Source organism: Paenibacillus sp. Cedars (assembly GCF_003184205.1).
In the GTDB taxonomy this organism is placed as follows: domain Bacteria; phylum Bacillota; class Bacilli; order Paenibacillales; family Paenibacillaceae; genus Paenibacillus_AQ; species Paenibacillus_AQ glucanolyticus.
This window is the reverse complement of the sequence record NZ_CP020866.1, coordinates 3,595,947-3,608,927: the sequence shown is the minus strand read 5'-3', so window position 1 is coordinate 3,608,927 and position 12,981 is coordinate 3,595,947. Positions and strand designations below refer to the sequence as shown.

The 12,981-nt window shown below is 49.3% G+C and carries 15 protein-coding genes; all 15 read left to right on the top strand.

The window, feature by feature from the left end:
* The first annotated feature begins 7 nt into the window (after positions 1–7).
* The 15 genes from B9D94_RS18210 to B9D94_RS18140 all read left to right on the top strand — a co-directional run bounded on the left by B9D94_RS18210 (position 8) and on the right by B9D94_RS18140 (position 12,981).
* Complete coding sequence (locus B9D94_RS18210) at positions 8–1,246, top strand: bifunctional 3,4-dihydroxy-2-butanone-4-phosphate synthase/GTP cyclohydrolase II (RefSeq protein WP_006209421.1); 1,239 nt, start codon at positions 8–10, stop codon at positions 1,244–1,246.
* A 255-nt stretch (positions 1,247–1,501) separates the two neighbouring features.
* Positions 1,502–1,969, top strand: coding sequence for a 6,7-dimethyl-8-ribityllumazine synthase (gene ribE, locus B9D94_RS18205; protein ID WP_006209422.1), 468 nt, complete (start codon positions 1,502–1,504; stop codon positions 1,967–1,969).
* A gap of 66 nt (positions 1,970–2,035) precedes the next feature.
* Positions 2,036–2,827, top strand: coding sequence for a segregation and condensation protein A (locus tag B9D94_RS18200; RefSeq protein ID WP_006209423.1), 792 nt, complete (start codon positions 2,036–2,038; stop codon positions 2,825–2,827).
* Entirely contained in the window at positions 2,796–3,401 is a 606-nt protein-coding gene (gene scpB, locus B9D94_RS18195) for an SMC-Scp complex subunit ScpB (protein WP_006209424.1), read from the top strand. Before B9D94_RS18200 ends, scpB begins: the two co-directional genes overlap by 32 nt.
* A gap of 191 nt (positions 3,402–3,592) precedes the next feature.
* Positions 3,593–4,273, top strand: a complete 681-nt coding sequence (locus tag B9D94_RS18190) for a DUF2953 domain-containing protein (protein WP_006209425.1) — start codon at positions 3,593–3,595, stop codon at positions 4,271–4,273.
* On the top strand, positions 4,246–4,689 hold the full coding sequence (gene ytfJ, locus B9D94_RS18185) for a GerW family sporulation protein (protein ID WP_063479122.1): 444 nt from the start codon (positions 4,246–4,248) through the stop codon (positions 4,687–4,689). Before B9D94_RS18190 ends, ytfJ begins: the two co-directional genes overlap by 28 nt.
* Positions 4,690–4,888: 199 nt before the next feature.
* The gene (locus tag B9D94_RS18180) at positions 4,889–6,076 is read left to right on the top strand and encodes a D-alanyl-D-alanine carboxypeptidase family protein (RefSeq protein ID WP_148247657.1); all 1,188 of its coding nucleotides are present in this window, start codon (positions 4,889–4,891) and stop codon (positions 6,074–6,076) included.
* A gap of 60 nt (positions 6,077–6,136) precedes the next feature.
* Positions 6,137–6,769 (top strand): nucleoside recognition domain-containing protein, encoded by a 633-nt coding sequence (locus tag B9D94_RS18175; protein WP_006209428.1) that lies wholly within the window; start codon positions 6,137–6,139, stop codon positions 6,767–6,769.
* Between the two features lie 6 nt (positions 6,770–6,775).
* Positions 6,776–7,309, top strand: coding sequence for a spore maturation protein (locus tag B9D94_RS18170; protein WP_006209429.1), 534 nt, complete (start codon positions 6,776–6,778; stop codon positions 7,307–7,309).
* A gap of 146 nt (positions 7,310–7,455) precedes the next feature.
* Positions 7,456–7,794 (top strand): N-acetylmuramoyl-L-alanine amidase, encoded by a 339-nt coding sequence (locus B9D94_RS18165; RefSeq protein ID WP_076152390.1) that lies wholly within the window; start codon positions 7,456–7,458, stop codon positions 7,792–7,794.
* A gap of 21 nt (positions 7,795–7,815) precedes the next feature.
* Complete coding sequence (locus B9D94_RS18160; RefSeq protein WP_006209431.1) at positions 7,816–8,571, top strand: pseudouridine synthase; 756 nt, start codon at positions 7,816–7,818, stop codon at positions 8,569–8,571.
* Between the two features lie 125 nt (positions 8,572–8,696).
* Positions 8,697–9,224, top strand: a complete 528-nt coding sequence (locus B9D94_RS18155) for a redoxin domain-containing protein (RefSeq protein ID WP_036636810.1) — start codon at positions 8,697–8,699, stop codon at positions 9,222–9,224.
* On the top strand, positions 9,221–10,924 hold the full coding sequence (locus B9D94_RS18150; protein ID WP_006209434.1) for a cytochrome c biogenesis protein ResB: 1,704 nt from the start codon (positions 9,221–9,223) through the stop codon (positions 10,922–10,924). Before B9D94_RS18155 ends, B9D94_RS18150 begins: the two co-directional genes overlap by 4 nt.
* Positions 10,911–12,164, top strand: a complete 1,254-nt coding sequence (ccsA, locus tag B9D94_RS18145; protein ID WP_006209435.1) for a cytochrome c biogenesis protein CcsA — start codon at positions 10,911–10,913, stop codon at positions 12,162–12,164. Before B9D94_RS18150 ends, ccsA begins: the two co-directional genes overlap by 14 nt.
* Before the next feature lie 100 nt (positions 12,165–12,264).
* The gene (locus B9D94_RS18140; protein WP_006209436.1) at positions 12,265–12,981 is read left to right on the top strand and encodes a response regulator transcription factor; all 717 of its coding nucleotides are present in this window, start codon (positions 12,265–12,267) and stop codon (positions 12,979–12,981) included.

Here is a 12,981-nt window from a genome sequence, read left to right as displayed (position 1 = left end):
AGTAGCAATGGAAGAGCGCTTTTCATTTCATACCATCGAAGAGGCGTTATCAGATTTGAAGGAAGGCAAGGTTGTCATTGTAGTAGACGATGAAGACCGTGAGAATGAAGGGGACTTCATCGCACTTGCCGACAAGGCAACTCCGGAAGTCATTAATTTCATGATTACGGAAGGCCGGGGGCTGGTATGTCTGCCGATGACGCAGTCCCGGGCACAGGAGCTTGATCTTAAACCGATGGTTACCCAGAACACGGACTATCATGGAACGGCCTTTACGGTTTCTATTGATCATAAGCATACCACGACAGGCATCTCCGCTTATGAACGGTCCGTGACCGTTCGGGGCATCATGGATTCAAGCGCAACCGCGGCTGATTTTCGCAGACCGGGGCATATGTTTCCCCTTATAGCCAAAGACGGCGGAGTCCTTCGCCGGGCCGGCCATACAGAGGCTGCTGTAGATCTTGCCAGATTAAGCGGGTCCTATCCTGCCGGGGTCATCTGTGAGGTGATCAAGGAGGACGGTACAATGGCACGACTTCCGGATCTGGTGGAGATTGCCAAGAAACATGACTTGAAGCTGATCAGCATCAAGGATCTGATTCATTACCGCAATGAGAAGGAAAAGCTTGTCCAGCGAGAGGTATCTGTACGGATGCCTACCGATTTCGGCGTGTTCCAGGCTGTTGCCTATACCAACGATGTGGATAATAAAGAGCATATTGCCTTGGTGAAAGGGGAGATTGACGGCAGCGAGCCTGTCCTGGTGCGTGTGCATTCCGAGTGCCTGACAGGTGATGTGTTTCACTCCCATCGCTGTGACTGCGGTCCTCAATTCGAGGCGGCACTCCGTCAAATCGATGAGGCGGGAAGAGGCGTTCTTCTCTACATGCGTCAAGAAGGGCGCGGCATTGGCCTGATCAATAAGCTGAAAGCTTATAAACTGCAGGAAGAAGGTCTGGACACGGTTGACGCGAACCTAAAGCTTGGCTTTGCCGCCGATTTGCGGGATTACGGCATCGGGGCTCAGATTCTGAAGGATCTGGGCGTAAGGCAGATCCGCCTGCTGACAAACAATCCACGCAAAATCAAAGGCTTGGAGGGCTATGGCCTGGAGGTCGTGGAACGCGTGCCGATCCAGATGCCGGAGAACGAGGATAACACCGGTTATCTTCATACGAAGCAAGCGAAGCTCGGTCATATGCTGAAATTCGATGATATCGAGCAGAACGAGAGCACCAACTAATCACCAACAAAATAAAAGGTCAATCTGGTTTTTTGGTTGCTTCTTAGACAGACCGAGCGAAGAGGACGGAGTGCTGCTGGAGAAGCGTTAGCGGTCGCCTTTAACTCCTGATTTCCACCTTGGAAAATAAATCCTGAAATCAGGAGTTAACAGCGATCGGAAGCAGCAGCCGTCAGCGCAACGGGCTTCAAGGAGCAATTGTAAACACCAGTGAGACCTTATATAAACTCCAATCCGAAAGGAAGTCATCCCATTATGGCAACAATATTTGAAGGTAAATTAGTATCCGAAGGTCTGAAATACGGTATTGTCGTGGGTCGTTTCAATGAATTTATTACCAGCAAGCTGCTGAGCGGCGCACTCGACGCATTGAAGCGCCACGGAGCCCAGGAGAATGAAGTCGATGTGGCCTGGGTGCCGGGAGCGTTTGAAATCCCGCTCATTGCCCAGAAGATGGCAGAAAGCGGCAAGTATGATGCCATAATCACCCTGGGAACCGTCATCCGCGGCTCCACTACCCATTATGATTATGTGTGCAACGAAGTGGCTAAGGGCGTATCGGCCATTAACCTGAAGACCGGCGTACCTACCATTTTCGGTGTGGTAACGACAGAGAATATCGAACAAGCCGTGGAGCGTGCGGGAACGAAAGCCGGTAACAAAGGCTGGGATTCAGCCATGGCGGCCATCGAAATGGCAAACTTGACGAAAAGCCTAAAATAGTGCTTATTTAATGTAGTGCTCTTTTTCAGAGCACTGCATTTTATTTTTTTGGCGGGAGGATTCACAGTGACCGTATTATACAAGCTGGAAACGTTTGAAGGACCGCTCGATCTGCTGCTGCATTTGATTGATAAAGCGGAAATCGACATCCAGGATATCCCCGTCAGCGAGATTACCGAACAATACATGGCCTATTTGCACAATATGCAGGAGCTGGAGCTCGAAATTACAAGCGAATTTCTGGTAATGGCTGCAACGCTGCTGTCTATAAAGAGCAAGCTGCTGCTTCCGAAGCCCCCGGTTATCGAAATGGACGAGTTCGATTTTTATGATGAGGACGACATGGATCCGAGAGCGGAGCTTATTCAGAAGCTGATTGAATATCGCAAATACAAAGGCATTGCCCGCCATCTTCATGAGAAGGAATGGGAGCGGAGTCTGATCTACTCCAAGGAAGCGGAAGACCTCACTCCTTTTATGCCTGAGGTGGAAGAGAACCCGGTGCTGGGGCTGCACATTTCAGATTTGATCAGTGCTTTTCAAAAAGCGTTAAACAAAGCAGTCAAACGTACATCGTATGCCCGTATTCAGCGGGATGAAATATCGGTAAAGGATCGGATTCGTCAAGTCATGGATGCCCTGGAGCAAGTGGGACCGGGAGGACGTGTGCTGTTCTCCAAGCTGCTTCACGAAGAGATGGAACGGCATGAAATCGTAGTGACTTTCCTGGCCATTTTGGAATTGATGAAAATGAAACAGATATTGTGCTATCAAGAGAAGTTGTTTGAAGATATTGTCATGGAGTGGAGAGGGGAAGAACGTGTTGATGGATTATCCGAAGCTGAAATCGATTATTGAGGGGCTTCTGTTCCTATCGGGGGAAGAGGGCTTGTCGGTAAGGCAAATTGCTGAGATCACCGAGCAGTCGGATGGCCTGGTTGGCGAAGCGCTTGAGGATATGAAGGAGGAGTGGGAGCGTCAGGAGCGCGGAATTCAGATTGTTCAAATCGCGGGAAGCTACAAAATGGCTACATTGTCTGAGCATGCGCCGTATTTTGAACGCCTGGCCTATTCGCCTTCACGGTCTTCACTGTCTCAAGCAGCGCTGGAAACACTCTCCATCGTTGCCTATCGGCAGCCGATTACGCGCGTAGAGATTGAAGATATTCGCGGCGTTAAGTCCGAGCGGGCAATTCACACCCTTGTCAGTAAAGGTTTGATCGAGGAAGTCGGGCGAGCGGAGGCGATTGGCAGACCCATTCTGTATGGTACAACCAAATCGTTCCTCGAATATTTCGGACTTGCCAATATCAAGGATTTGCCGGAGCCGTCGCAGTTTGAGGATACCGATAATCTGGAAGAGGAAACGCAGCTGCTGTTTGATAAGCTTGATGGTCGTCAGCTTACATTTGATGATGTGGAGGAAAGCTAGCCATTATTCAATATTATAAGCCTTAAGTAAGAGCTGATCCTGGGCGTGGTGAATTCACCGTCCGGGATTTTTTTTGATTGAAAGTACATGAAATCGGGAACCTGGGATAATTTTCGCATCATTTTGAGGAGATTTTGCCATACTAAGCCAAGCGGATTACATTTTACTAAGTTCGTTTTGGGGGTTACTTTGTGAGGGTTTGGATCTTTCTGGCGGTCGGTCTGGTTGTCCTCCTCATCGTATTGCTGATCGTTGTGCTGAGTTCCAAGATAACGATTAAGCTGGATGTGGTTCTAAGAAAAGATGAATATAAAGCGTTAGCGGAACTTAAGATGATCTTCGGTTTGATTACGCGCAAATATGAAGTCCCCTTTCATCTGGCCAACGGTGGCATTGAATATAAAAAGGAGACCGTTCCCGGAGAACAGGGGATCCCGTTAGGTTCTAACAAGGAGAAGATTTCTTCAAGCAGAACCATTCGATACAGGGATTATGTGCGGGCATTATTATCGACGAAAGGTCTTAAAAAATGGGTTAAGCAGACGATGGCGGCGGTTCATCTCATGGATGTCCGATGGTCGACGCGGATTGCCTTGGAACATGCGGCAGATACGGCCGTTGCAACCGGGATGCTGCATGGGGTGAAGCATACGCTTCTTGGATGGATGTCCCACCGTTTAAACATGAAGGACATGCCTCAAATCGATGTAGTGCCGATATTTAATGGCCCGCCGCAAATTTCCACTGAACTATACTGTATAGCGAAAATCTCCTGCGGAAAAGCTATGTATGCTGGACTGGTACTTATAGTTCGCGTGTTAAAGGTGAAAGGAGGAGTTAGATCATGGCAGAACACCCTATTCAAGGCTTGATGCAAACGGCAATGGAGAACATCAAGGGAATGGTGGACGTAAATACGATCGTTGGCGACCCCGTTAATACACCTGACGGCAGCGTAATCTTGCCCATCAGTAAAGTGGCCTTTGGTTTTGCAGCTGGCGGCAGCGACTACAATGTTGAAGCCGGTGGCACACACCATCATTCCACAGACGGGACGCATAGCGACCATATTTCCCATCCTTTTGGCGGAGGCAGCGGCGGTGGCGTATCCATCAGACCGATTGCTTTTCTAGTCGTAGGAAACGAAGGCGTGCACATCGTGCCGCTGGATAACCAGACCCATCTGTTCGAACGGATCATTGATTCGACCCCGTATTTGCTTGAGCAAATTCAGTCGATGTTTCAAACAGGCAACAGCACTGGCACAACACCACCGCCTGCGTACTGATTGGAGCAAGCATATCCCTTCCGTTCCTAACGGAAGGGATTTTTGCCGTTAAGATGATGCGTCCCAGGAAAACCTCCTCTAAATAACGCCCCATGGCAACTGTATAAATCTGTCTGTAGACGTTTCTCTGATGAATTGGACATACCTTAAGCGAAGGCGACATATACTTGTACAAGATTTCTGAACACCGGAGGATAAGATGATGAAAATGAAATGGAAAAAAGGCAAGTCCTTGTTATCCATGTTAATCGCTGTATGCTGCTTGCTGGTTACGATTACGCCCGTGGTGTATGCAGATCATGAGAAAGGGCCAGCGAACCATGCTCAGGCCGCAGCGCTGATCGATGTGACTTCCGGGAGGATGCTTTACAGCAAGAACGGTGATGAGCGCTTAAGAATCGCCAGCCTGACAAAGATTATGACAGCCATTGTGGCGATTGAACATGGCAAGCTGGACGACCGTGTCAAGATCTCCAAAAATGCTTTTGCCAAGGAAGGCTCCTCTATCTTTTTGAAGCTGGGCGAGGAGATGACCCTTGAGAATTTACTGTTCGGCCTCATGCTTCGTTCGGGTAACGATGCCGCTACAGCCATTGCCGAGCATGTCGGCGGTACAGAGGAAGGCTTTGTGATGCTGATGAACGAAAAGGCAGCCCAGCTTGGCATGACGAACTCGCATTTCATGAACCCGCATGGACTGGATCATGACGAGCATTACTCTTCGGCTAATGATATGGCCAAACTGACGGCTTACGCACTCAAGAACCCTGTTTTTAGTGAAATTGTCAAAACACCAACCAAAAAAGCGCCTAATCCAAACGAGTCATGGGACTACAAGTGGGACAATAAGAACAAAATGCTTCGTTTCTATGAAGGGGCCGACGGGGTTAAAACTGGCTACACTAAAAAAGCATTCCGCTGCCTGGTGAGCTCCGCCACCCGGAATGGCCAGCAGATTGCAGCCGTAACGCTGAACGATGGTAATGACTGGAACGATCATTCCAACATGCTGGATTACGGATTTGCCCATTTTCCTCTAAAGAAGGTTACCGAAAAAGGGCAGAAAATCCAGGGATACACCCTTGTCACGGGAAGTTCCTTCACCTATGCGTTTGCGCATGATGAGGAGAGTCGCCTGGTGAAGAGACTCGTTCTGCATAAAGCGACTGCGCCGGATGTTTCGTTCGGACTTCGCGGCCATATTGAACTGCTGCTGGATAACGTCAGCATAGGTAAAGTTCCTGTTTACGAAGAAGGAAGCAGGCTTCCTGAAACCCCGGACGTCATGCAGAAGTCCAGAAGCACATCCGGACCGCTGGGTTCGTTGTCATTATGGCAGTCGGCCGGAGAAGTGATCAGGCATCTGTTCAGGGCCAATCATAACTAGTCTTCGCTGAAGAGTTGTTTACACTCTCATGCAGCGAGGCATCGAACTGGGGGCGAAGAGATGATTAATTTGATTTGGATGGGGATGATACTGGTCGGGTTTGGTTTTGCGGCTATTAACGGGAACATTGACAGCGTCACAAAAGCCGCATTTGACGGAGCTCAAACAGGGGTGACAGTCTCCTTCGGTCTGATCAGCATACTGGTGTTCTGGCTTGGCATGATGCGGCTGGCAGAAGATTCGGGCCTGCTGAAAAAGGTTGCCAAGCTGCTGGGGCCAGTTGTTCGCTTTCTGTTCCCGGATGTGCCCAAGAATCATCCCGCGATGGGTTATATACTGTCAAATATGAGCGCTAATTTGTTCGGTCTGGGCAATGCGGCAACTCCGATGGGAATTAAAGCGATGCAAGAGCTTCAGAAGCTGAATCCGGACAAGGAGACGGCTTCTCCAGCAATGTGTACGCTGCTTGCATTAAATACAGCAAGCATTACGCTCATACCCACCACGCTGATCGCGATCAGGCTGAATTATGAATCGGCCAATCCTTCAGAGATTGTAGGCACCACGTTATTGGCTACAGCCGTTGCTACTGCGGCAGCAATTATGGCTGACAGGTGGTACCGCAGACGCACGATTCGTCGCCAGAAGGCGCCGGGAATCGGTACAAGCCTGGGCCCGGACGTAAAGGGGTGATGAACTTTGCTGTCTTGGATTAACCTCGTATCCGCATGGTCCATTCCCGTCATTATCGCCTTCATTCCTCTGTACGCTTATACACGTAAAGTTCCTGTATATGAATCGTTTGTGGATGGAGCCAAAGACGGTTTCTCCACGGCGATTGGGATCATTCCGCATTTGGTCGGCATGATGGTGGCAATCAGTGTTTTCCGATCTTCCGGCGCGCTGGAGTTTTTTGTGGGCTGGACGGGCCCTTTTCTTCATTCATTGGGAGTGCCAAGCGAGATACTGCCGCTAGGCATACTCCGTCCCCTGACAGGCACCGGTTCACTTGCCTACACCACGGAACTGATCAGGGCATACGGCCCGGATTCCATGATTGGCCGGATCGCTTCGACTATACAGGGGAGCACGGATACAACCTTGTATGTGCTGACCGTTTATTTTGGCGCAGTTGGTATTCGCAACGGACGTTATGCGCTGAAGGTGGGGCTGTTCTCCGATTTGGTTGGGTTTATTGCCGCAATCGCCGTTTGTTTGCTGGTTTTTGGTTAGCCCTATATCCTATGGAGTGTGCGATGGTATGATAAGGTATGCAACAAGACGGGATGTTTTTCGATGTAACAGGACGTATGCCTATACCCTTGGTTTCACGGTGTCATATACTGCTGCAATTACGAATTGTAGTGGGGGTGGCGCAAGTGGAATTCGAGGGTTTTGTTATTCATCATACCGTATGCGAGCAGGAGCCGCCGAATTGGGATTTCAAGATCCACCCGGATGGGGCGGTTTCTTCCTCGTCTGTGCTGATGCGGCGGGGTCACATACACATCTGCCTGGAAGGAGACTTCAATCTCGGTTACGAGTCCATGAATTTGGATCAGAAAACCCAGCTTTTTACCGCCAGCAAAATCATTTTGGAGCTATCCAGGCTTCATGATATTTCTCCGCTATACTTATTTCCACACTCCGACTCCTGCCCTGGAGCACATTTTCCATGGAACGCGCTTGTGATTTATCCTGTCGATGGTTATCATTAGGGATGAGGTGACCTAACGAACATGGAGAGATTACAGAAAATTATGGCACAGGCCGGAGTCGCTTCCCGCCGCAAGTGCGAGGAATTGATTCTTGAAGGCAAGGTGCAGGTGAACGGAGAGACCGTTACCGAACTCGGCACGAAGGCCGATCCAGCCCAGGATATGATCACGGTTTCTGGCAAACCGATCAAGCATGAGAAAAAGGTATATGTCATGCTGAATAAACCGAAGGGAGTCATTACGAGTGCTTCTGATCCCGAAGGTCGAAAAATTGTATCGGATTATCTGAAGGGCATAAAAGAGCGCGTCTATCCGATTGGACGATTGGATTACGATACAGAAGGACTTCTGCTGCTGACCAATGACGGCGAATTTGCCAATCTGCTCAGCCACCCCAAATATCACGTGCCAAAAACCTATTTGGCTACTGTGAAAGGGGTGCCTCATGGCACTGAGCTGGACAAGCTGCGCCAGGGGATTATGCTGGAGGACGGCATGACATCGCCAGCCGAAGTGGAATACAAGGATGTTGATCCTGATAATAAGCAATCCGTTATATCCATCACCATTCACGAAGGCCGTAACCGTCAGGTGAGAAGGATGTTTGAGGCCATTTCCCATCCGGTATTGCGCTTGAAACGGATCTCTTACGGGGATCTGCTCCTGCAAAATTTAAAACGTGGCTTGTACCGCCATCTAACAGCGGATGAAATCAACCAGCTCATGCAGATGGCCAAAGCCGCGAAGCCAGGCGGGAATCCGAAGAAAAAACGTTAAACCCGACACATAATATTCAAAATGGCGAGCGGCGTTTATGACAAATTTCGTTATAATTGTTCATAGGATGTTCACACCCGTAGTATACGATATGATGAATGTCATAGAAAGGAAGCTGCTGCTTTATGGGCAAATCGAAGAAAAGCGTACAGATTGTTATTCTGCTTGCCATCATCCTGGTCGGAGTGTACGCCGTTGCAACGGTTGTATTCGGCTCTGACGAGGTTCCCAAAGTTGGACAGAAGGCAGCGGATTTTGAACTTCTAGGCATGGATGGCAAAGTACATACCATGAGTGAATATGAAGGTAAAGCCAGGGTTATTAATTTCTGGGGCACCTACTGTCCGCCATGCGTGCGGGAAATGCCGGCTCTTCAAGCTCAGTGGGAGAAATGGAGCAGTCAGGGCGTTGAGATCATTGGCATAAATGTGGGAGAGAACAAGATGACCGTTGAGAATTTTGTGGCTCAGACGGGAGTTCAGTTCCCCATCTTGATGGACCCTAAGCGGGATGCAGTTGCCAGCTTTGGCGTCGGACCCATGCCAACAACCTTCTTTGTTTCCGCCTCCGGCAAGATAGACCATATTCGTATAGGCGAACTGGATTTGAACACCCTTGACAAACAAATTGAACAGTTGGTGAATGCGAAATGAGTCAAGGTTCCAAGCCTTTGATCCAAAACACAAAGTGTGATTGCGGACACCAGAATCCGACGGGGACGGTCCTTTGCGAGGCTTGCGGCAAGCCGTTGACCGAAGAAGCAGAGGCCCAGCCGGTTCTGGAAATGCGTTATGACGGGGTGGCCCGTCGATCACAAAAAGCAAATCCCGGTATTATTGATCGGGTATGGAATTTCTTTTCTTCGGTAAAGGTAGCCATTTATTTGATCTTGCTGACCCTGATTGGCTCCTCTTTGGGGACCATTTTTCCGCAAGAGAGCACATTCCTCAATATTGACCCCTCGGTTTATTACAAAGAGGAGTACGGGCAGCTGGGGCATATATACTACTTGCTCGGGCTGTCACATACATACACATCATGGTGGTTCGTGCTGCTGCTCGTCATGATCGGCGCATCGCTTGTCATCTGCAGTCTTGATCGTGTGCTGCCACTCTACAAGGCACTCAGCAGACAGCGTATCCCGAAGCATATGTCATTTCTTACCCGTCAGAAAGTTGTCTATCAAGGGCAGGTCGGGGAGGATGGAGCAGAGTGGGTCGAACGGGTGAAGCCGATAATCAAGAAGAAGGGCTACCGGGTTCGCACGGACGGCGGGACGCTTCTGGCAGAGAAGCAGCGGTTCAGTCGCTGGGGTCCTTATGTGCTTCATATCGGTCTCATTATATTCCTGCTTGCAGTTCTCGGACGGAATTTGCCCGGACTGCACATGGACGAGCACATGGCATTTCCCGAGGGGGAACCTGTGCACATCAAGAACACCAGTTATTATTTGTTGAATAATGGATTTAAGGTTGAATTCTACACGGAAGAGGATATGCCTGAAGAATTCAAAGGCAAGAACAAAGTGCTGCCAAAAGAATTCCAAACCCAGGCTGTTCTGTATATGTGTGAGGCCAATTGCGATGGACTGGATAAAGAGCCTCAACTCGTGGAATTGACACGCCATAACATTGAGGTTAATCATCCGCTCAATTACAAAGGGTTTAAAGCTTACCAATTCGATTATGACCTGACCCCGATTCTTCGTACGGTTTCGCCGGTGCTGGTTGATAGTAAGAGCGGTAAAGAATTTGGCAAGATTACATTGTCGATCAATGATCCCCAGAGGGAGTATCAGGCAGGGGAATATACGTTAACGCTTACACAATCCTTTACTGATTTTGGACTTGGCGATAACGGTAATCCGGTCAACCTGTCACCCAACCCGAATGCGCCTGCATTCTTATTTCTGATTAAGGGGCCTGATCTGCCGAAGGAAGGCATTCAATACTTCTACTTTCCCAAGCAGCTCGATAAGGAACGGTTCAATCAGGAAGCAATCAATGCACAGCTGGCGGGTGGGGAGTCGCTCGTATCGCTGGACGTGCTCAGCATGGATGATGTGGACTTTTCGGAATCTACGACGTATTTGAATATTCGTGTGGATAAAGCGATGCCATTCATATGGGTGGGTTGTTTTATCGGCATGATTGGATTGATTATGGGCTTTTATTTCACCCATCGCCGGATCTGGCTGCGTATTGATAACGAAACACTGACTCTCGGCGCACATACGAACAAAAACTGGTTTGGGCTTCGCAAGGAAATCTCCGCGATCCTCAAGCAAATGAATATCGAAGTCGATGAAAAGTCATTGGAGAATAACAGGGGGAGTAAGGATGAATCTAATTGAGTTTAGCGGCGACGCCTTTATTGTAGCCTTTACCTTATACTGCGCGGCATTCATCATGTATGCACTTGCCGTTATGGGACGCCGGTTCCGTAAACGGGATCCGGAAGCTCATTTGGCTAAGTGGGGCAAGATTGCATTTGTTACAGCAACGATCGGTTTAATCGGCCACTTGCTGTACTTCTTTACAAGATGGGCAGGCTCGGGGCATGTGCCTGTCAGCAACATGTATGAGTTTATGTCCTTCTTGTCGATGGCCATCATGATTGCTTTTCTAGTCCTTTATTTTATCTACAAAAAATCGCTGCTCGGATTGTTTGCATTGCCGCTGGCTATACTGATCATGGCTTATGCAGCCGTATTTCCGCAGCAGGTACAGCCGCTCATTCCTTCGCTTCAATCCTACTGGCTGGGGATTCACGTGACATTGGCGGCGCTGGGTGATGCGTTTTTTGCCGTCGGTTTTATAGCCGGATTGATGCACCTGCTTCGTACCGTTAACTTTAGCGGAACTGACAAGGGCTCGCGCAGGGAACAGCGCTGGCTTGAGCTCTGCATGTTTGCCATCGTGGTACTGATCGGATTTATTTTGTCGGTATACAGCTTCCGTGCGGGCGGATATCAGGCCGAGTTTAATCAGACATTGGTTGACCCGAAGACAGAAAATAGTACAATAGTAAAAGTGGAATATAACATGCCTCCACTTGTTGCACCATATAAGAGTGAGACGGAGAGTATGCAATCCTTCCTGGGCATGAAATCTCCGCTCATGGAAGCTCCGTCATGGATGCACGGGGTGAATGCAGGACGTAAGCTGAATACAGTAATATGGTCGCTGCTCAGCGGTTTGATCCTGTACGGTCTGCTCCGTCTCATACTGCGCAAGCCGCTGGCGAAGTTCATCCAGCCTGCGCTCGGCAGACTGGATCCGGATGATCTGGATGAGATCAGTTATCGCGCCATTGCGATTGGTTTCCCGGTATTTACGCTCGGCGGACTCATATTCGCCATGATCTGGGCGGAAATTGCCTGGGGCCGATTCTGGGGCTGGGATCCAAAGGAAGTATGGGCGCTTATCACCTGGCTCTTCTACAGCGTATATCTCCATCTGCGGCTGTCACGGGGCTGGCAGGGCAAACATTCCTCCTGGCTGTCCGTTATTGGCTTTATCGTTGTCATGTTCACGCTGGTGGGCGTTAACTTGATTATTGCGGGCCTGCACTCTTATGCCGGAACCGATTAATGGTTAACTTAATAGCAATGAATTAACAATCAGAAGGGCCCTTTCCTATTCAAGAGGGCCACTTCTGATTTTCCCTATAAACATGAAGGAGCTGCTGCCAATGTCAGAGCACGGAAATCGTATCCTTGTTGTAGATGATGAAGAACGGATTCGTCGATTGTTGAAGATGTATCTGGAGAAGGAAGGTTATGAAATCGAAGAGGCGGAGGATGGGGAGACCGCGCTTCGCAAAGCCAGCTCAGAAGATTATGGACTTGTTATTCTGGATGTCATGCTGCCCGGCATGGATGGCGTCGAGGTGTGCACGCGTCTTCGTCAGGTGAAGTCTACGCCGATCCTGATGCTGACTGCCAAGGGCGAGGAGATCAATCGCGTACAGGGCTTTGAAGTGGGGGCCGACGATTATGTCGTGAAGCCGTTCAGTCCGCGCGAGGTTATCTATCGTGTAAAAGCTATTTTACGCCGGTCTTCAGCGACTGCCTATCTGAGCAAGGAAACGAATCCAAGCAACAGCATCGTATTCCCGCATCTCGTCATAGAGCACGACGCTCACCGCGTGACGGCAGGAGGACACGAAATCAGCCTGACGCCGAAAGAATACGAACTTCTTCACTATTTGGCATCCTCGCCAGATAAAGTGTTTTCTCGTGAAGAACTGCTTAAGGATGTATGGAATTATGAGTTTTTCGGTGATCTTCGCACAGTGGATACCCATGTGAAGCGATTGCGCGAGAAGTTGAATAAGGTATCCTCCGATTCCGCAGCGATGATTACAACCGTGTGGGGAGTGGGCTACAAGCTGGAGGTACCGAAGTAA